The sequence below is a fragment of the Pseudoduganella guangdongensis genome (assembly GCF_009857475.1).
GTDB classification, from domain to species: domain Bacteria; phylum Pseudomonadota; class Gammaproteobacteria; order Burkholderiales; family Burkholderiaceae_D; genus Rugamonas; species Rugamonas guangdongensis.
Genome location: NZ_WWCJ01000001.1, coordinates 149,647 through 169,504, shown reverse-complemented (window position 1 = coordinate 169,504; position 19,858 = coordinate 149,647). Strand labels below are relative to the sequence as shown.

Annotated in this window: 13 protein-coding genes; 8 read left to right on the top strand and 5 right to left on the bottom strand. The window is 66.6% G+C overall.

Going from position 1 to position 19,858, the window contains the following annotated elements:
* Positions 1-24 precede the first annotated feature (24 nt).
* The 4 genes from GTP41_RS00775 to GTP41_RS00760 form a co-directional block, all read right to left on the bottom strand.
* Complete coding sequence (locus GTP41_RS00775) at positions 25-1,200, bottom strand: purple acid phosphatase family protein (protein WP_161023645.1); 1,176 nt, start codon at positions 1,198-1,200, stop codon at positions 25-27.
* A complete protein-coding gene (locus tag GTP41_RS00770) occupies positions 1,200-2,564 on the bottom strand; it encodes a Gfo/Idh/MocA family protein (RefSeq protein WP_161023644.1) in 1,365 nt (454 codons plus the stop codon). Before GTP41_RS00770 ends, GTP41_RS00775 begins: the two co-directional genes overlap by 1 nt.
* 33 nt (positions 2,565-2,597) lie before the next feature.
* Positions 2,598-5,576 carry a TonB-dependent receptor plug domain-containing protein gene (locus GTP41_RS00765; RefSeq protein WP_161023643.1) on the bottom strand — a complete coding sequence of 993 codons (2,979 nt, stop codon included), beginning with the start codon at positions 5,574-5,576 and terminating at the stop codon, positions 2,598-2,600.
* Between the two features lie 79 nt (positions 5,577-5,655).
* Positions 5,656-8,982 (bottom strand): TIM-barrel domain-containing protein, encoded by a 3,327-nt coding sequence (locus tag GTP41_RS00760; protein WP_161023642.1) that lies wholly within the window; start codon positions 8,980-8,982, stop codon positions 5,656-5,658.
* Positions 8,983-9,297: 315 nt separating this feature from the next.
* On the opposite strand from GTP41_RS00760, the gene GTP41_RS00755 reads away from it, so the two are divergent.
* From GTP41_RS00755 to GTP41_RS00730, 6 genes are read left to right on the top strand one after another with little or no spacing between them, the layout of a single operon-like run.
* Positions 9,298-10,446 carry an AgaS family sugar isomerase gene (locus GTP41_RS00755; protein ID WP_161023641.1) on the top strand — a complete coding sequence of 383 codons (1,149 nt, stop codon included), beginning with the start codon at positions 9,298-9,300 and terminating at the stop codon, positions 10,444-10,446.
* Positions 10,433-11,374, top strand: a complete 942-nt coding sequence (locus GTP41_RS00750; protein WP_161023640.1) for an ROK family protein — start codon at positions 10,433-10,435, stop codon at positions 11,372-11,374. The genes GTP41_RS00755 and GTP41_RS00750 overlap by 14 nt, the downstream gene beginning before the upstream one ends.
* 41 nt (positions 11,375-11,415) lie before the next feature.
* Positions 11,416-12,723, top strand: coding sequence for a D-tagatose-bisphosphate aldolase, class II, non-catalytic subunit (locus GTP41_RS00745; protein ID WP_229502689.1), 1,308 nt, complete (start codon positions 11,416-11,418; stop codon positions 12,721-12,723).
* A gap of 33 nt (positions 12,724-12,756) precedes the next feature.
* Entirely contained in the window at positions 12,757-13,524 is a 768-nt protein-coding gene (locus GTP41_RS00740; protein ID WP_161023638.1) for a DeoR family transcriptional regulator, read from the top strand.
* Positions 13,525-13,528: 4 nt separating this feature from the next.
* Complete coding sequence (locus tag GTP41_RS00735; RefSeq protein ID WP_161023637.1) at positions 13,529-14,620, top strand: N-acetylglucosamine-6-phosphate deacetylase; 1,092 nt, start codon at positions 13,529-13,531, stop codon at positions 14,618-14,620.
* A gap of 14 nt (positions 14,621-14,634) precedes the next feature.
* A complete protein-coding gene (locus tag GTP41_RS00730) occupies positions 14,635-16,500 on the top strand; it encodes an MFS transporter (RefSeq protein ID WP_229502688.1) in 1,866 nt (621 codons plus the stop codon).
* A 62-nt stretch (positions 16,501-16,562) separates the two neighbouring features.
* Here GTP41_RS00730 and GTP41_RS00725 read toward each other — a convergent pair whose 3' ends face one another.
* The gene (locus GTP41_RS00725) at positions 16,563-17,393 is read right to left on the bottom strand and encodes a flagellin N-terminal helical domain-containing protein (RefSeq protein ID WP_202419564.1); all 831 of its coding nucleotides are present in this window, start codon (positions 17,391-17,393) and stop codon (positions 16,563-16,565) included.
* Between the two features lie 27 nt (positions 17,394-17,420).
* Here GTP41_RS00725 and GTP41_RS00720 point away from each other — a divergent pair, with 27 nt between their 5' ends.
* Positions 17,421-19,331 (top strand): serine hydrolase, encoded by a 1,911-nt coding sequence (locus tag GTP41_RS00720; protein WP_161023636.1) that lies wholly within the window; start codon positions 17,421-17,423, stop codon positions 19,329-19,331.
* A 249-nt stretch (positions 19,332-19,580) separates the two neighbouring features.
* A complete protein-coding gene (infA, locus tag GTP41_RS00715) occupies positions 19,581-19,841 on the top strand; it encodes a translation initiation factor IF-1 (protein ID WP_161023635.1) in 261 nt (86 codons plus the stop codon).
* Positions 19,842-19,858 lie beyond the last annotated feature (17 nt).

The following is a 19,858-nucleotide window of genomic DNA, read 5'->3' as shown; positions in this document are numbered from 1 at the left end:
AAGAGAACGGCAATACTACATCAACTAGTCGCGGGCGGGGATGATCAAGGCATGGACCAGGGCGCCTTGGTCCGAGAGAATGCGCACGGTCAGCTCACGCGCCGTGGCGTCGATCCGCGCCAGCTGGTCCTGGCCCAGGATCAGGCGATGATAGGCGTGCGTCTGGTCGGGCGGATGGTAGGAGAACGCGTGGTCGTGGCCGGCGATCACCAGGTCCACCCTCGCCTGGTTGGCCAGGGCGGTCCACGCCACACCGTTGTCGGGCAGCCAGCCCCAGTCGCCCTGGTGCATGGCCACCACGCGGAACGGTGCGCTGGCCAGGTGTGTGCTGCTGGCCGCATGCGCGCGCAGCCAGGCCAGTTCGGCTTCGCGGTATGGCACGGTGCGGTTCAGGCGCGCGTAGACGTTGGTGTCGTCCGCCTTGTCCTCGCCGGTGTCGAGCACCAGCAGGTGCACCGGGCCCATGCTGCGGGCGTAATAGTAGCTGCCTTCCGGCGTGGGCACATACCCGGCCAGCTGGCGTGCATAGGCGCCGCGCAGTTCGTGGTTGCCGCGTGCGAATAGCAGCGGTTTACCCGGACCCAGGGCGGCCACGGTGGGGCGCAGCCATTTGGCCCACAACTGTTCTTCCGAATCGATCCAGTGGAAGGCGTCGCCCAGGTGCAGCAGCGCATCGCTGCCGGCCCAGTCGACCATCTTCATCAGGCGGGTGATGCGCGCCGTGTCTTCGTGTGTGTCGGTGACGACGCTGAAGGAAACGCGCTTTTGCTGCGGGCTGAAGGTGGTGAAAACAGCGGGCGCGCTGCTGCTGCTCAGGCCTTTGTCCGGCCAGTACGGCTTGAGCCTGACCACGCGCGTGGCGACCGCTTCGTAGCTATAGCGCTTGCCGGGCGTGAGCCCTTCCAGCGTGACCACGTGGCGCTGGCCGACCGGCACCAAGCCGTCGACCTGCGGTTCGAACTCGCGCACGGTGTCGCCGTCGCGCAGGACCACCTTGGCGTGACTGGGCGCATCCGTCATCCACACCACCGACACCGAGGTGTCGGACAGCGCGGACAGGAAGGGGCCTTCCGTGAAGACAGGCCTGGTGTCGAATACCTTGTACGGTTCGGACTGGGCGCGCGCCGGCCCTTGCACGGCCAGCACCGCCAGGCCGAGGCACAGCGACGCTAGCGTCGTGCGGGGGCGCGGCGCCTTCATCAGTAGCGGTCGTCGAAGGCGAAGATCGGCTTGCGCTTGCTCCAATGGCCCCGGGTGAAATCGGGGAAGTCCAGGGTCTGGAAGTTCTGCGCAATCGACTGCTCCGACAACGGCGTGATCGCGCTCCAGGTCACCGCGTCGTAGATATCGATCGGCATCGGCGCGCGCTCCTTCAGCGCTTCGACAAAGGCGTGGATCACGAAGTAATCCATGCCGCCGTGGCCCGCACCGGCCGCTTCGCTGGCGTATTTGCGCCACAGCGGGTGGTCGAACTTGTCCTGGTAGGCCTGGAAGTCCTCCCATTGGTGCGGCTTGCTCTTGCCTTCGATATGGATGGAGCGGTTCAGGTCCATCCACAGGCCGTCGGTGCCCTGCACGCGGAAGCCCAGCGAGTATGGGCGCGGCAGCGAGGTATCGTGCTGCAGCAGGATGGTCTCGCCGTTCTCGCACGACAGCGTGGTGGTCACGATATCGCCCAGGCTGAACTTGATCTTGCCGCTCGGGTGGCTGGCGCCGCCCTGCTTCACCACGTAGTCATGCAGGCCGCGCGCCTTGCTGGCGAAGGCATTGATGCGGGTGAAACGGTTGCCGCGATTGATGTTGGTGTACATCGCGCACGGGCCGATGCCGTGGCTTGGATACAGCTCGCCGTTGCGCTGCACCGAGTGCTCGGTGCGCCACTTGGCTTCCGACCAGCCCTTGGCGCCGAACTCCACGCCGCCGCCGTAAGGCTTGGCCGGATCGCCGCTATTGAACTTCACCGCGCGCAGGTCGTGCTGGTAGCCGCCCTGCAGGTGCACCAGCTCGCCGAACAGGCCGGCGCGCACCATCTGCAGCACCGCCAACACGTCGCGGCGGTAGCACACGTTCTCCAGCAGCATATACGGCGTGCCGGTCTTGAGCTGCGTATCCAGCACATCCCAGTGGTCCTTCAGGGTGATGCCGGCCACCACTTCGCAGCCGACAGCCACTTTCGCCTGCATGGCGTCGATCGCCATTTGCGCATGCCATTCCCACGGCGTGGCGATGATCACGCCGTCCAGCTGCTTCGAGTCCAGCATGCGTTTGTAGGCGTTCTTGTCGCCGTCCTCGCCGTAGGTGCGCGGCTTGGGTTTGCCGCCCTTCTCCACCATGGCCAGGGCCTTGCCCAGCATGATCGGTTCGATATCGCACAGGGCGGCCACTTCCACATCGTCGCGGCGCACCAGCTCGCGCAGCAGCACCTGGCCGCGCATGCCGGTGCCGATCATGCCAAGGCGCAGCTTCTCGCGGCCGCCGGCCGCAAAGGCGGTCGGCAGCAGCAGGCTGCCCGCCAGCGCGGCGCCGGCGGTGAGGAAGTGTCGTCGGTTGAATTGCTTGTCCATCTTTTCAAAAGCCTCTCAATGTTGATGCGCAGGTTACCAGAACTTGTAGCTGGCCGAGAGCGCGAAGGTGCGGCCGAACAGGTTCTGTGCGTGGTTGTAGCCTTCCCAGCCGTTCGGGTCGTAGTAAGGCATCTTGTTGGTCACGTTCTTGATGTTCAGGTTCACATCCAGCTGCTTGGTCGCCTTCCAGTTGAGGCCCAGGTTGGCGGTGGTGTAGGAAGGCTGGCCGCCGCACAGGTCCTGCGGCAGCGAGACGCCGGCGGCAGTGCATTTTTCCGGCGTGTTGTCCTTGTCGTAGTCGCCGTAGGCCCACTTCGCCTTGCCGGTGTAGTTGATGAACAGGCTGGTGACAAAGTTCTTGTAGCTCCAGTCGGCGTTCAACGTGCCGCGCAGGCGTGGCGAATCGTAGTAGCCGACGTAGTTTCCGGAGAAGCCGCCGCCGTCCTCGTAGTTGTAGGTCTCGCGCTTGCGGATGGTGAGCGCGGCACCGGTGCCCAGCTTGCCGTATTCGCCCAGCGACCAGCGGGCGCGCGCATCGATGTCGAAGCCGTCCAGCAGGGTGCGGCCGCGGTTCGAGTAGGAGTTGATCAAGCCGCCCAGGTTGCCCACCGAGTAGCCCGGCAAGGTGCCGGCGCAGGCTGCGGCGTTGGCCGGGTTGGCGCACATGGTCGCCACGGCGGCCATATTGGCGCGGTCGGCGTCGGACAGCGGATTGCGGATCGCCTGGCTGGTGCCGGTCAGCGCCGGGCCATGCTTCTCCACCAGCTGGGTGAACAGCTGGTTGAAGTCCTGGCGCACGATCTCGTCGCGGCGGTACACGAACCAGTAGTCGAGCGAGATGCTGACGTCCTTGGCCGGCTGCAGCACCAGGCCGAAGGTGGAGATCTTGGCCTTCTCCGGCTGCAGGTCCGGGTTGGGCGGGGTCAGGCCGCCCACGGTGGTCGAGCAGTTGGAGTTCAGCAGCGTCTTGCCCAGGTCCTGCTCGGTCTGGGTCACGGATTTCTGCAGCAGCTTGGCGATGGCATTGGTTTCGTCGCAGCGCACGGTGTCGCGGATGCCGCCCACCTGGGCAAACACGCCGCCGCTGCCCGATTCGGCCAGGTTGGGTGCGCGGAAGCCTTCCGAGTAGGTGCCGCGCACCATCACTTGCGGGATCGCGCGCCACGTCACGCCCAGCTTGGGCGCCAGGTTGGCGGAGAAGTTCGGGTATTTGTCCAGGCGCGCCGCCGCATTGACCTCCAGCTTGTCGGTCACCGGCACCACCACTTCGCCGAACAGCGCGCTCACGGTGCGGCGGCCGTCGAACCAGGAACCGCCCTGCTGGGTGATCAGGCCATTGGCCGCGTCGGCATTGCCCGGCGTTTCGAAGCTCTCGCGCATCAGGTTGGTGCCGACCGCGGCGCGCACTTCGCGCTCGCCCAGTTTGAACAGGGTGCCTTCCAGCTTTGCGTCGAAGGTAATGAGCTTGGTCCAGGACTGGATATCGAAGGTCGGATAGGCCTCGCGCAGCAGGGCCGCATTGGCTTCGCTGATCTCGCCGAACTTGTAGGCTGGGTTGTCGGAGATGAAGGTGCGGCCGGTAACCGGATCAACGCGGGTCGGACCGAAGGCTTTCTCAAAGCCCTTGGTGTTGATATTGGTGGTCTGGAACAGGGTGGAGTGGCTGCCCGCCACGCCCAGCGCGGTCTCGAAATCCCAGCTGCCGGTCAGGTGGCCTTTCAGTCCGGCCAGCACGCGGTAGTTGTCGTCCTCGTTCTTCTGGCCAAAGTGCCCTTGGGCGTCCTGCAGGATGTAGTTCAGGCCTGCGGCGCCGCCCATCTTGGCGGCCATGTCGGCGTCCAGCTTGCCCTTCAGGTACACATTGTTCGGGCCCAGGTAGGGCTGGGTGAAGGTAATCAGCTTGTTGCCGGTATTGCGCGAGAACCAGTTGTTGACGGTGCCGCTGTTAAAGCTGCGCGGGCCGTTCTCGCCGCGCAGGCGGATGTGGGTGAAAGCGGCTTCGGCAAACGCTTCCAGGTCGTCGCCGAACTTCTTGCGGCCGGACAGGAAGCCGGTCACGCGGTCGGAGGTGGGGCCGGTGTCCAGCGAGTACGGCAGGTTGTTCCAGACGCAGCGCGTGCCCGATGCCTCGGTGATGAGGGTGGAGCAGCCGGCCACCGCGCGCTGGGTGCGGGCGTTGCCCTTGGCCGGATCGAATACGAAGAAGGTGCCAGGGTTGGGCTGGCCCGGCTCGCTGCCGACGCCGATGCGGAAGTTCGGGATGAAGTTCGGGTTGTTGACGTAGAAGTGCGCCGGGCGCTTGTCGTAGGTGTCGGCCAGCGAGATGCGGTCGCGCTGGTAGACGTTCAGCGAGGCCATGACGTTGTAGCCGTCGTTGCCGACATCGCCTTTGCCGTACACCAGGCTGGCCTGGCGTTCGCCATAGGCCGATACCTTGCTCGAATGGTCGATGCTGGCGCGCGCCTCCAGGCCCTGATAGTTCTTCTTGGTGATGACGTTGATCACGCCGGCCACCGCGTCGGAGCCGTAGACGGCGGAGGCGCCGTCGGTCAGGATTTCCATGCGTTCGATCGCCGCCGCCGGGATCGCGTCGATATTGACGAACATGGTCTGGAAGCCGGCCGGCGCGCCGTAGAAGGACAGGCGGCGGCCGTTCAGCAGCACCAGGGTGCCTTGCGCGCCCAGGCCGCGCAGGTTGGCCTGCGAGCCGCCGTCGGAGCCGGTGAACATGGAACGGAAGTCTTGCTGCGCGGGGCGCGCGGCCGGCAGGTTGTCGAGTACCTGCATCAGGGTGCGGGCGCCCATGTTTTCGATCTGCTTGGCGTCGATCACCTGCACCGGCGATGCGGTTTCGGCGTTGATGCGTTTCAGGCTGGAGCCGGTGACTTCGACGCGATGGACTTTTTCGCCCTTCTCGTCCTTCTTGTCATCGCCCTCGGCCGCGTGGGCCACGACAGCGCCGCCAGCCAGTCCAATTGCTGCCAATGCAGCGATCAATTTCTTCAGTTCCACATGCCTCTCCTTATTTTAGTTTGCAACACGCCCTCCCCGGTCCGAAGAGGGGTTCGTTCTTTTGACGAAAAATGTGCGGTCAGCGCGTTCGGACGGTGGCGCCCTCGGTGCCTAGCAGTACGGCATTGGCCCAGTTGCCGCAAACCTGGGCGGGTTGGGCGCCGCGCGCACCCAGGGTCCGCAGGCTGAGTTGCCTCAACCCGCGCACATCGATTTCCGGCTTGACGACGGCGGGCGCGTTCACCAGGCCGCTGTCGTACAGCAGGCGCTCGCCGCTCCAGACCTGGAACTGCAGGCCGCCGGCGCTACGGCAGCTGTCGTCCACGCCAAGGTCGGCGCGCAGCAGGTTCCAGTTGCCTTCCAGCTGCAGGTCGATGCGGCTGGCGGCGCCGACGCCCAGGCCCTTGCGGAACCACAGGCCGTTCATGCGCATTGCCTTGCCTTTGCCGGCGGGGCGATCGCGTCCCACGCCTTTCGGCAGCGGCAGGTCGGACAGGAAGCTTTGCTGTTCGCTGCCGTCCCTGGCGCGGTGCTCAAGGATGCGGAAGGTGGACAGCGCGATCGGGCCGACTTCCAGCGGCTGCAGGGCATTGACTGCTTTGGCCGGCGCGCTGCCGGGCTGCACTGCGGTGACCATCGGGTCGGTGGCGGCGGCGCCCTCGCCTTCCGGGTTCTGCGTGCTCAGCACGCGGAAGCGCAGCAGGCGGCCGGCGGTGGCGGGGAAGTTGATGGTTTGCGTTTCCTTTTGCAGCTTCAGGCGGCCGGTGTAGCTTGGCTTGCCCCATTCGCCGTTGCTGTCAGCAATATAGATTTCGTAATCGCGCACCTGGCCGTGCTTCCAGTGCTCGTCGCTGCGCGGCGCGATCTCGATGCCGTCCACCAGGCGGCGCTCGGTGAAGCCGATGGTCCATTCATGCGCGCCGGTGCGGATCGACTGGTTGCGTGTGGTGCGGAACCAGGTGTTTGCCTGGTCGTCGAAGGCGTTTTCCAAGGGGTGGCCTGGCTCTTCCGCCGGGCGGTTCACCACCAGCAGCGCATCCGGCGGCAGGGCGCGGCCCAGTTCCGGTGCGGAGGGGAAGTCGCCGTCGCTTGCCGCCACGGTTTGCGTGCCGTGCACGGTGATGCTGAGCGGCTGGCGGATGTCCTGTTTCGCCGTCTTCACATGCAGCGTGCCGGTGCGGTCGTTCGGGTCGTAGAACCAGCCTTCAGGCGCAGCCTCCCACGCCGCTCGATCCGCGAGCGCCGGCAGTGCGCGGCCAGCTTTCACGCTGGCTGGACGCTGGCGCGCCAGCATGCGCAGCGAGTAGGCGCGGCGCGCCTCCTGCCCGGCATAGCTGCCTTCGACCGGCGCAACATCGACCACCACGCGGCCACCACCTTCGCGCACCCGCAGCAGCTGCTGGCTGAACGCGCCCTGCTGGTACTGGCGGGTATTGCCGTCATCCTCATACAGCGTGAACGAGGATTCGCCGTGCGGATACAGGTCCAGCGTCAGCACATCCTTGGGCTTCTCACCGTCATACAAGACCTCCGGGTACATCGGCAAGATCGCCCCGGCCCGCACGAACACGGGCAGCTTGTCGAGGGACACCTGCATATCCAGATCGCGCCCCGCAGCGGTAGCGGCAGTAGCCTGGCGCCCATCCCAATAGTCGAACCAGGTCCCCTGCGGCAGGTGAATCCCCTTGCGCCAGCCCTGCGAAACCGCCTGGCTGCGGTACACCGGCGCCACCAGCATGTCGCGCCCCAGCAGGAACTGGTACTTATGCGCCTCGCTGAACGCCGACGGATCGGACGCGTAATCCCACATCAGGCCGCGCACCAAAGGTGCGCCGGTCTGCTCCGCCTCGCGCCCCAGCGTGTACATATACGGTGTCAGGCGCAGCTTGAGTTTCAGGTACTTGCGGTTGATGCTGCGGTAAGGCTCATCGAACCACCACGGATGCTTGCGCGCATTGGCCGACCAGCCCGACATCCCCATCAGCACCGGCGTGAACGCCTTCCACTGCAGGTCGCGCGTGAAGGTCTCCGGGCTGCCGCCGAAGATCGCATCCACATCGCCCGTCGCATACGCCTGGCCCGACAAGCCCGAGCCCACCAGGGTTGGAATATGCCAGCGGATGTAGTCCCAGCTCGCGCTCTGGTCGCCGGTCCAGGTCACCGCATAACGCTGCGTGCCCGCCCAGCCCATCACCGTCCACAGGAAGGGACGGCTGTCGGAATTATTCAGGATGCCGTCATAGGCCGACTTGTTCGCGTCCAGCGAAAACTGGTAACCCTTGCCGGTCCACGCCACATCCAGCTTCTGCGCGCGGCTGCCGGCCTTGCCGACTTCCCACGCGATCTTGTCGACGCCGTTCTCGGTCCACAGCCCGGTGCGGAAGCCGTACTTCGCCAAGCCCTGCACCGTCTGCGGCAAATCGGTATAACCGCAGCCATAGCCGTCGTTCGGCAGGATCCAGCCGCCCGGCATATCGTGTTCGCGGTATTTGCGCGCCACGCTGTCCACCACGTCGGGCGTCTTGCCGGTCGGGCCGTCGCTCCAGCCCTTCGGCACGGTGCCCGGCTTCTTTACGTTATCGCCGTCGTTGTAGCAGTCCGCGTCGCCGTATTCCAGCGCCCAGCGCGGCAGCATCTGCGCGCGGCCGGTCCACTCGGTATAGCGCGCCAGCACATCGCGCACGTCCTTGCCGACAAAGTAGTAGGCATCGAAGCGCGGCTCGGCATGCTGCAGCGCCACCACATCGTGCTGGCGCAAGTCGTAGCTGCCGTCGGCCCAGGTATTGCGCAGCATGCCCCAGCCGCGCGAACTCATAAGGAATGGCGCCGGGCTGGGCCGGTCGCCCTCTTCCCAGCCGCCGGAATAGGACACGTCCAGCTGGCGCCCCTTGAATTCATAGCGCCCGTTCTGCTGGCCGCCGCCGAAGAAGCGTTCCGCCTTGTCGCTGGACAGCGTCTGCACGCTGGCTTTCTCGCCCAGCTCCAGCGGCTGCACCTCGCGCCACAACGGCTGCGCCTCGCCGGCGCGGTACAGCGCGAAACGCAACGGATTGCGATCGATGCGCAAGCTCAGTTTCGCCGTGCGCAGCAAGATATGGTCGGCCTGTTCGCTTAGGCTATGCTCGACACGTTCGGTCGCCGTACCGACCACGATGGCCGCCGCCTTGTCGCCGGCATCGGTCAGCTTGCCTTTAGGGCCGGCCCAGATACGCAGCACATCGTCGCGCAGCAAACTCACACGCACGATGGCACCCGACTCGGTCGCCAGGTCCCAGTGCTGGCCGCTGGCGGCAAGCGCCGGCGCAGGGCGCATGCCGCGCAGCTTGCCCAGCGGGGCGGCCAGGGTGGAACCAGTGGCCAGGGCCAGCGCGGCGGCAGCGATTGCGGTGCGGGTGAGTCTCTTCATAAGCCTGCCTTGCATGCAAGGTTTTTTCGTTTTGATGGACGTACTTTAGAAATAAAAGCAAAAAAGGTCAACAAAAAGAAAGAAAAACACCTATTCATGGCAAATAATCGCGTTTTTATCTTTCGTTTTCCGTATATTGCAGCGCAATAGCTTTCCTTTGGTAGCGCAAACGCAACAACAGATGCCGATTCAGCCCCAGTTGCCGCACTTTCCGGCACATATGACAGGGGCGACCATCTTTCGTTTTGCTTTCGTATTTGACTTTTCGAAATATATTATTTATGCTTCCCCTAACTTAAAACTTTCCATTTTTCGATGACTACCCTCCTCCAGCGTGACCCGGAAGACTGGCGCAAGATCAGCGGCCTCGACACCGCAGAAGAGATTGCGCAGCAGCCAGCCCTGTGGCGAGAACTGCGCGCCAGCCTGCAAAGCCGCGCCGCCGATGTCGCCGCCTTCCTCGGCGGCTGTCTGCACAATCCGCAGCAGCGCGTGCTCCTGACCGGCGCCGGCAGCTCCTGCTATGTGGGCGAGATCGTCGCCGATGAAATCAACGCCGCCTGGCCCGCGCAAGTGCGCGCCATCGCCACCACCAGCCTGCTGACCCATCCCGAGTTGTACCTGGAGCCGGGCGCGCCCACCCTGCTGGTTTCCTTCGCCCGCAGCGGCAGCAGCCCGGAAAGCCTGGCCGCCGTGGAACTGGTGCGCGCGCTGGTGCCCGAAGCGCGCTTCCTGAATATCACCTGCAACCCGCAAGGCCAGCTGGCACGCCAGGGCGACACCGATGCCCGCACCTTCAATATGCTGATGCCGGCCGCCAGCTGCGACCGCGGCTTCGCCATGACCAGCAGCTTCACCTGCATGCTGCTGGCGGCGCTGTGCATGCTGGGCAAGGGCGACTGGGAAAGCCGCCTGGCGGCGCTGGCGCACGCCGGCGAAGCCGCCCTGCGCGACTGGGCCGCGCCGGTCGCCGCATTGGCGGCGCAGCCGGTGCAGCGCGTGGTCTATCTGGGCAGCGGCCCGCTGGAAGCGCTGGCCAGGGAATCCGCCCTGAAGATCCTGGAACTGACTGGCGGCCGCGTGCTCGCCATGGCGAACACCGCGCTCGGCTTCCGCCACGGCCCGAAATCGGCGCTGAACAAGCAATCGCTGGTGGTGCTGTTCCGCAGCGGCAAAGCGCTGGCGCACCGCTATGAGGAAGACCTGCTGCAGGAGCTGCGCCGCGATGGCGTGGCGGGCAGCATCGTCAGCGTCGGCTTTGGCGCCGATATCGGCCTGGCCGCGCCAGCGCTGCCGGCGCAACTGCCCGACGCCTGGCTGGCGCCGCTCTGGCTGCTGATGGCGCAGCAGTACGCGCTGCACCAGTCGGCTGCGCTGGGCCTGACTCCCGACAATCCCTTTGCCGACGGCACCGTCAACCGCGTCGTGCAAGGCGTCACCATTTATCGCCATGACCAGTTCTGAAGCACGCGGCTACCACGGCATCGACATCGGCGGCACCAAGATTGAACTGGTGTCCTGGCGCGACGCCGGCGGCGAACTGCAGGAAGTGTTCCGCGAACGCGTCGCCACGCCCGGCACCGACTTCGACGATTTCATCGCCGTCATCGCCGGCCTGGTGGCGCGCGGCGACGCGGCGCTCGGCGCCAGCGCGCCGGTGGGGATCGGCCTGCCCGGCGTGATCGACAGCGCCACGGGCCGCCAGCTCAGTTCCAACGTACCGGCCCTGAACGGCCGCCTGGTCGCCGCCACCTTGCAGCAGGCATTGGCACGCCCTGTCGTCATCGGCAACGACTGCCAATGCTTCGCCCTGTCGGAAGCGCAAGGCGGCGCCGCCGACGGCCTGCCCAGCATGTTCGGCGCCATCATCGGCACCGGCGCCGGCGGCGGCTACTGCATCGAAGGACGCCTGCAGCGCGGCCTGAACGCGATTGCCGGCGAATGGGGCCACTGGACCGTGCCCGCCCCGCTGCTGGCGAAGTACGGCCTGCCCGTGCTGGACTGCCCCTGCGGCAAACAAGGCTGCCTGGAACGCTATGTGTCCGGCCCCGGCCTGTCCGCACTGCACACCCACCTGGGCGGCGACGGCGCCGAGCCGCTGGCCATCGCGGCGCGCGCCAACGCGGGCGACGCCATCGCCGCGCACGCCCTGGCCATGCACCTCGACCTGCTCGGCCACGCCATGGCCGGCCTGGTGCTCAGCGTCGACCCGCACGCGATCGTGCTGGGCGGCGGCCTGTCCAACTTGTCGCACCTGTACCAGCAACTTCCGGCAGCCATCCAAAGCCACCTGTTCCGCGGCGTGCAAGCACCGCCCGTCCTGCCGCCCCGCTTCGGCGATGCCGGCGGTGCACGCGGCGCCGCACTCCTGGCCCGCCAACAAACCACGTGATGAAGATGACTGCTCCCGTTTCCCCCGCCGTTTCCCCCGTAATGCAAATCGTCCAGGCGCACCGCCGTGGCGAACCGGTTGGCCTGTACAGCGTGTGCTGCAGCCATCCCACCGTGCTGCGCGCCGCCATGCGGGTGGCCGCGCAATACGGCACGCCGCTGCTGGTGGAGGCGACCTCCAACCAGGTCGACCAGTTCGGCGGCTACACCGGCATGACTCCGGTCGAGTTCCGCGACTACGTGCACCGCCTGGCGCATGAACAGGAATTCCCGCTGGAGCGCCTGGTACTGGGCGGCGACCACCTGGGCCCCAACGCCTGGCAGGCGCAGGACGCCGCCACCGCCATGGCCTACGCCGAAGTGCTGATCGACGCCTATGCCGCCGCCGGCTTCCACAAGATCCACCTCGATTGCAGCATGCGCTGCGCCGACGACGCGCCAGTGCTGAGCGACGACACCGTGGCCGAACGCGCCGTGCGCCTGGCTGCCATCGCCGAACAGGCGGCGGCGCGCGCCGGGCTGCCGCCGCCGGTCTACGTGATCGGCACCGAAGTGCCGGTGCCGGGCGGCGAAGCCTCGCTGGAGCAGGCGCTGGCGGTCACGTCGCCGCAGGCAGCCGCCCGCACCCTGGAGGTACACCGCCGCGCCTTTGCCGGCGCCGGCCTGGGCGAAGCATGGAAGCGCGTGATCGCGATGGTGGTGCAGCCCGGCGTGGACTTCGACCAGGCCAATGTGCAGCACTACGACGCCGCCGCCGCCGCCGAACTGTCCGAGTTCGTCGCCGACCAGCCCGGACTGGTGTTCGAAGCCCACTCCACCGACTACCAGCGCGAATCGGGCCTGCACGACATGGTGCGCGACCACTACGCCATCCTCAAGGTGGGCCCGGCCGCCACCTTCGCCCTGCGCGAAGGTTTCCTGGCGCTGTGCCAGATCGAAGAAGCCCTGCTGGGCAAAGAGCCGGCCTCGCGCCTGATGGATGTGCTGGATGAGGTCATGCGGGCCAAGCCCAAGCACTGGCAAAAGCACTACCTGGGCAGCGCCGACGAGCAGCGCCTGATGCGCCGCTACGGCCTGTCCGACCGCTGCCGCTACTACTGGGGCGAGCCGGAAGTGGCCGCCGCCGTCAGCCGCCTGTTCGCCAACCTGGCCGGGCACGCCATTCCGCTGCCTTTGCTCAGCCAATACCTGCCGGAGCAATTCCTCGCCGTGCTGCAGGGCGAACTGGCCGCCGCGCCGCAAGCCCTGCTGGAACACAAGATCGGCCGCCTGCTGGCGCAGTATGCGCGCGCCTGCAGCGCCAATGCCGCCAGGGCGGCCCGGCCGCACGGCGCCGCCGTCATCTGTTAAGCTCGACGTTTTTGACTTTCAGCGACAGACGACATGCGAAATACCAGCCAACGCCGCGAAACCATCCTGCAGGCGATCGTACAACATGGTTCGGTCCAGGTGTCCGACCTGGTGGACAAGCTTGGCGTGTCCGCCGTCACCATCCGCAGTGACCTGAGCGTGCTCGAGTCGCAAGGCCTGGTGCAGCGCAGCCACGGCGGCGCCCTGCTGGCGCGCACCCCGCCCACCGAGCACACCATCCGCCAAAAGGATTCGCTGAACCAGGCGCAGAAAGAACAAATCGGCCTGCTGGCGGCGCGCATGGTGCAGCCGGGCGATAACATCATCATCGACTCCGGCACCACCACCATCTCGCTGGCGCGCCAGCTGCGCGAAGCAAGCGACGTCACGGTGCTGACCAATGGCCTGAACATCGCGTGGGAACTGGCCGACGCCCCGGGCGTGGACCTGATCCTGACCGGCGGCCTGCTGCGCAAGCAATCGCTGTCGCTGCAAGGCGCGCAGGCCGAAGCCTGCCTCTCGGCCTACAACTTCGACAAGCTGTTCCTCGGCGTCGACGGTTTCGACCTGCAGTTCGGCATCACCACCCACCACGAGGCGGAAGCGAACCTGAACCACAAGATGGTGGAGCGCGCCAAGAAAGTCATCGTGCTGACCGACGCCTCCAAGTTCGGCCGCGTTTCCCTGCACCGCATCGTGCAGCTGGACCGCGTGCACACCGTCATCACCGACGCCAGCATCAGCCCCGAGTACCGCGAAGGGCTGGAAAAGCGCGGCATCGAAGTGATCATCGCGGAGTAAAGCCATGCTGCAAGGGCGCATCCTCACTCCCGACGGCTGGATCAACGGCAGCATCGCCTTCGGCGAGCGCATCACCAGCATTACCGCAGGCCCGGCCGCAGCTGATGCCGGCCTGACCATCATCCCCGGCTTCGTCGACCTGCACGTGCACGGCGCCAGCGGCGTCGACATCATGGAAGGCGGCGCGGCCGGCGCGGTGGTCGCGCGCAGCCATGCCCGCCACGGCACCACCGCCCTGCTGGGCACCACCCTGACCGCCAAGGAAGACTCGATCCGCCACGCCCTGGCCGGCCTGGCCGGCGTCATCGCGCAGCGCCCGCAGCACGGCGCGCGCATGCTGGGCGTGCACCTGGAAGGCCCGTTCCTGAACCGCCGCCGCCTGGGCGCCCAGCCGCCCGATGTGGTGACCGGCAGCCGCGCCCTGGTCGAGAGCTACCACGCCATCGCCCCGATCCGCGTGCTGACCATGGCGCCGGAAGTGACCGGCCACCTGGAGCTGATCCCGCACTTGAAGGAGATGGGCATCCGCGTGCAGATCGGCCACAGCGCCGGCAGCTACGACGACGGCGTGGCCGCCATGCAGGCCGGCGCCGCCGGCTTCACCCACCTGTTCAACGGCATGAGCGGCATGAGCCATCGCGAGCCGGGCATGGTGGACGTGGCCATGGCGCACGCCGAATACGCCGAGATCATTCCCGACCTGCTGCACGTGCACCCGGGCGCCATGCGCGCCGCGCTGCGCGCCATCCCGCGCCTGTACGGCGTGACCGACGCCACCTCCGCCACCGGCATGCCGGACGGCGAATATGCCCTGGGCACCCAGCGCGTCTTCAAGTGCATGGGCTGCGTGCGCCTGTCCACCGGTTCGCTGGCCGGCTCCGTGCTGACCATGGACCAGGCCTTGCGCAATTTCGTCAGCCTCGGCATGGACGTGGCGGAAGCGTCGCAACGCCTGTCGCTGTTCCCCGCCGACTACCTGGGCGAAACGGAACGCGGCCGCCTGGCGCCGGGGGCATGGGCCGACATCGTCGTGCTGGACCAGTCTTTACACCCGGTGGCCGTCTTCGTTGAAGGCGAGGCCATTCCACTCTCATAACAACAGGAGATCCAATGCAGGCCTTATCCATGCGCTACTTATTGTTTATTGCCGGGATGGGCGGCCTGCTTTACGGAATCGATATCGGCATCATTGCCGGTGCCTTGCCCTACCTTGAAGCGACCGCCTCGGTGGCGTGGAAGCTGAGCGCGCAGCAGCTGAGCTTCATCGTGGCCGCCGTGCTGCTCGGCTCCGTGCTGTCCTCCCTGTTCGCCGGCGCGCTGGCCGACGCCATCGGCCGCCGCTGGACCATGGTGCTGGCCGGCGCCCTGTTCACCGCCAGCATCCCGCTGATTGCCCTGTCGGACGGCTACCTGCCGCTGCTGCTGGGGCGCCTGCTGCAAGGCGTCAGCGGCGGCCTGATTGGCGTCGCCGTGCCGCTCTACCTGGCCGAATGCCTGCATGCCGACAAGCGCGGACGCGGCGCCGCCCTGTTCCAGCTCCTGCTGACCATCGGCCTGGTGGCCGCCGCCGTGATCGGCCTGGTGCAGGCCAACAGCGTGGACAGCGCCACCCAGGCCGCGCAAGCCCTGCCCGCAGGCGCGCGCGCCGACGCCATCTTCGCCGCCAAGGACCACGCCTGGCGCAGCATCTTCTGGATGTGCCTGACCCCGGGCCTGGTGTTCACCTTCGGCAGCCTGCTGCTGGCTGAATCGCCGCGCTGGCTGGTGCAGCGCGGCCGCATCGAGCAAGCGCGCGCCGCCCTGCTGCGCACGCGCGCCCCGGCCGAAGCGGAGACCGAACTGCGCGACATGCAGGCCGCCGCCGGCACCGTCGCCGCGCGCCGCAACCAGGCCGCCGCCCAGGGCCCAGGCGCCGGTCCGAGCGCTGGCGATATCGCCGCCGCACGCGGTGTCGCCGCGCCGCGCGACGGCAGCCCTGCCAGCGCCCCGGCCGGCGACAGCCTGGCCAGCCGCCGCTACATCCTGCCCTTCCTGCTGGCCTGCCTGGTGCTGGCCTGCACCCAGGCCACCGGCATCAATTCGGTGCTGGCCTATGTGGTCAATATCCTGAACCAGGCCGGCCTGCCCGGCGCCACCGCCAATATGGCCGACGTCGGCCTGAAAGTACTGAACGCCGTGATGACCGTGGTCGCCGTGCTGCTGGTCGACCGCAAAGGCCGCAAATTCCTGCTCATGCTGGGCAGCGCCGGCATCGTGGTCGCCCTGTTGGCGGCCGGCCTGCTGTTCCGCAGCGCCGAAGGCGAACAACGCGACGTGCGCAGCATCGTCGCCGCCCAGGCGCAAGGCGACACCCTCACCCTGCGCCTCGACGCGCCCACCCTGCAGGCACTCGGCGCGCCTGCCGGTGACGCCGCGCAGCTGCTCACGGTGTCCTACTCCTACGGCCCCTTCACCAACGTGCAGACGCGCCGCAGCGACGACCCGGCATTGCCCGCCATGATCCTGTCGCGCGACAGCGCCGTGCAGGAAGACAGCGTGATCGGCGCCTTCTTCCGCCGCCTGCACCTGAACCCCTTCGCCGACCCGGCCGCAGGCCGCAATGCCCCGCTGCAGATCGAGCAAGCCCGCATCGGCGCCCTGCCGTCGGAAGCCCACGGTTGGCAAGTCACCCTCGCCATCTGCCTGTTCGTCGCCAGCTTCGCCGTCGGCCCCGGGGTCTGCGTCTGGCTCGCCCTGTCCGAGCTGATGCCGACCCGCATCCGCTCCAACGGCATGAGCATCGCCCTGCTGGTGAACCAGTTTGTCTCCACCACCATTGCGGCGGTATTCCTACCGACCGTGGGCCAGTACGGCTACGCCGCCATGTTCTTCTTCTGGGCCGGCTGCACCGTGGTGTACTTCCTCACCGCCACCTTCCTGCTGCCTGAGACCAAGGGCAAGACGCTGGAGGAAATCGAGGCCCACTTCGCGCGCTGAGCGCTACTGCGCCGGCAACTGGTAGCGCCGGCGCAGCGGCTCGGCCGCGCACAAGGGGGGCGTCAGCGCAGCAATTGCAGCACCAGGCGCGGGCCCGCCGTGGCCTGCGACATCATGGCGATGGCCGCCTGGTGCAGGATCTGGCGCCGCGCCAGTTCCGCCGTTTCCGCCGCATAGTCCACATCCATGATGCGCGAACGCGCCGCCGCCAGGTTCTCCGTCATGATGTCGTTATGCGCCGCCGCGTAGCCCAGGCGGTTCTGCGTCGCGCCCAGCATGGCGCGCATATTCGCAATGCCGGCCATGCGCGCATCGACCTGCTTCAGCGCCGCCGTGGCATCGTCATGGCTCATCATACTGATATCGCCCGCCTCTTTCGACCACAACGCCGGCACCGCCAGCGGCAAGGTGTCGCCATCGTCCGGCCCAAGCTGCAACTGCACCACCGCGCTGCCATCGAGCAGGCGCGTGCCGTTGAAATTAGTGTCCTCCGCCACGCGCTTGATCTCCATCAGCAGCGCGCTGGTTTCCAACTGCATCGCCATACGGTCGTTGGCGTTGTAGGTATCGCTGGCCGCCTGCACCGCCAGCTCGCGGATGCGCTGGTAGCTCTCCATCACGCTGCCCAGCGCGCCCTCGGCCACCTGCGCCATCGAAATGCCGTCGTTGATATTGCTGGCCGCCATACGCCGCCCGCGCAACTCGGACGTCATGCGTTCGGCAATGGCCAGCCCCGCTGCATCGTCGGCAGCGCTATTAATGCGCAAGCCACTCGACAGGCGTTGCATGCTTTTGGCGATTGCGTCACTATGGCGCTGCATATTCAGCGCCGCGCGCAAAGCATCGATGTTGGTATTGATCCTCACGCACAGGTTACGGTTGCGCAGCGGCAAACTTAATATCCAAAACTCACATCATTGATGAATATTTTCATTGCGCTACTCGCCGCCGCCACGCTGGCGGCCGCCCCCGCCGACGGCCTGTTCGAGCCGGGCCTGGTGTCCGACAACGGCGTGTTTGGCTTCACGCTCTCGCCCGACGGCCAGCACGCGCTGTGGGTGCAATCGGGCGGCGCCCGCACCCGACTGGTAATCGTGGAGTCGCGCAGGGTGGGCGGCCAATGGCAGGCGCCAAGGCCGGTGCCCTTCTCCGCCACCGACGGCTCGCGCGACATCGACCCCGCGTTCGCCCCGGACGGCAAATCGATCATCTTCCAGTCCAACCGCCCGGTGCCCGACAGGCCGGCGCGCAAAGGCTTCGACATCTACTCCGTGGCGCTGCAGGACGGCCGCTGGGGCCCGGCCCAGCACCTTGGCCACGAGATCAACGGCGACGACTCCGAATCGTCCGGCGCCATCACGGCCGACGGCACCATCTACTTCATGAAGAACGGCGCCGAAGGCAAATCGGACCTGTGGCGCTCACGCCGGGTGGCGGGCAAGTACGGCGCCCCCGAACGCCTGCCCGAACCGGTCAACACCGGCCCCTGGCGCGAATCGAACCCCTACATCGCCGCCGACGAAAGCTACCTGCTGTATTTCTCCGACGCCCCCGGCGGCGCCGGCGACGTCGACCTGTACATCAGCTTTAAAGGCAAAGACGGCTGGAGCGCCCCGCGCAACCTGGGCGCCCCCTTCAATACCGCGCAAGCCGAATTCACGCCCTGGGTGCACGGCGGCCGCCTCTACCTGGCACGGCAGGTCAAAGAAGGCGAGCGCTTCATCGAAAACATCTACTCCTACCCGTTCGACCCCGAGCGCTACCGCGACAGCATGCCGGCGGCCATGCAGAAGGCCGCGACCACCCTGCTGCAAGACAAGCTATTGCACGCCACCTCCATCGCCGTGGTCCACCGCGGCCAGGAATTCATCCTGCACCAGGGCGAACTGGAAACCGGCAAAGCCAACCCGCCCACCGACGCCACGCTGTATGAAATCGGCTCCGTCAGCAAGACCTTCGCCGGCCTGCTGCTGGCCGACGCCGTGGTGCAAGGCAAAGCGGCGCTGGACGACCCGCTCCAGAAATACCTGCCCTCCGCCTATCCCAATTTGCAGTCGCGCGGCCAGCCGATCCGCCTGCGGCACTTGATCACCCATACCAGCGGCATGCCGGGCATGCTGCCGCTGAAAGTCAATACGCTGCTGAAGGACTTTCCGCGCCACGCCACGCCGGCCAGGCTGAATCTGGCCTACAGCGGCTACGGCCAGCGCCAGTTCTGGCAAGACCTGCATGGCGTCAGCATCAAAGGCCCGCTTGGCAAGGATTACGCCTACTCCAGCGCCGGCACCGAACTGGTGGCGCACACGCTGGAGAAAATCCACGGCGTGCCCTACGAAACCCTGCTCGCCGGCTTCCTTGCGCGCGAAGCCGGCATGCGCGACACCAGGCTGCGCCTGAACGCCAGCGACGCGCCGCGCCTGGCGCCCGGCTATCACAGCGACAACCCGGTCGCCACCACGCCCATGCCGCAACTGCCCTGGGGCGCCGCCGGCAACCTCAAGGCCAGCATGCCCGACATGGCGAAGTACCTGCGCCTGCAACTCAGCGCCCACCCCGCCGTGCAGGAATCGCACCGGCCCCTGGTGCGCTTCGCCGACGATTTCAGCATCGCCTACTTCTGGAACATTGGCGACAGCCCCCAGCTCGGCAAGCACTATGTGCACCACGGCGGCGTGCCGCGCGCGCAAAGCTATGCCTTTGTCGTGCCGAAGTACCAACTGGGCGTCTTCATCGTCACCAACCAAAGCGGCAGCGGCACGGCGCAAGCCATGGAAACCGCACTGGCCCCGATTTTCGACGCCGCCCAGGCGCTGCACGGGCATGCAAAATAAATTTGTGCAGCGCACAAATAGTGTGTTACACTGCGTTTTCTGGTGGAGCACTCGAGAACTTCACCTTGTAGCACCAAACATTGGTCACAGGCTGGCACCATGCAGATAGCATGGGCTGACCGCACCGCACCGCACAGATAGCGCGGGCTGGAGCAGCGATTGAATCATTGGCATTACATTGAAACGAAGCCCGCAGCAAAGCGGGCTTTTTTTTCGTCCCCTCGTCACCAATCGCACAGGAATAATCCCATGGCAAAAGAAGAACTAATCGAAATGAGTGGCGTGGTCACCGAAATCCTGCCGGAGCAGCGCTTCCGCGTTGATCTGGACAATGGCCACAAAATGATCGCCTACACCGCTGGCCGCATGAAGAAAAACTTCATCCGCATCATCGCCGGCGACAAAGTCACGCTGGAACTCTCCCCTTACGACCTGACCAAGGGCCGCATCGTTTTCCGCCACATCGAAAACCGCGGCAGCACCGGCCCGCGTCCTCCACGCCGCCGCTAAAGATTCGAGATTCGGGG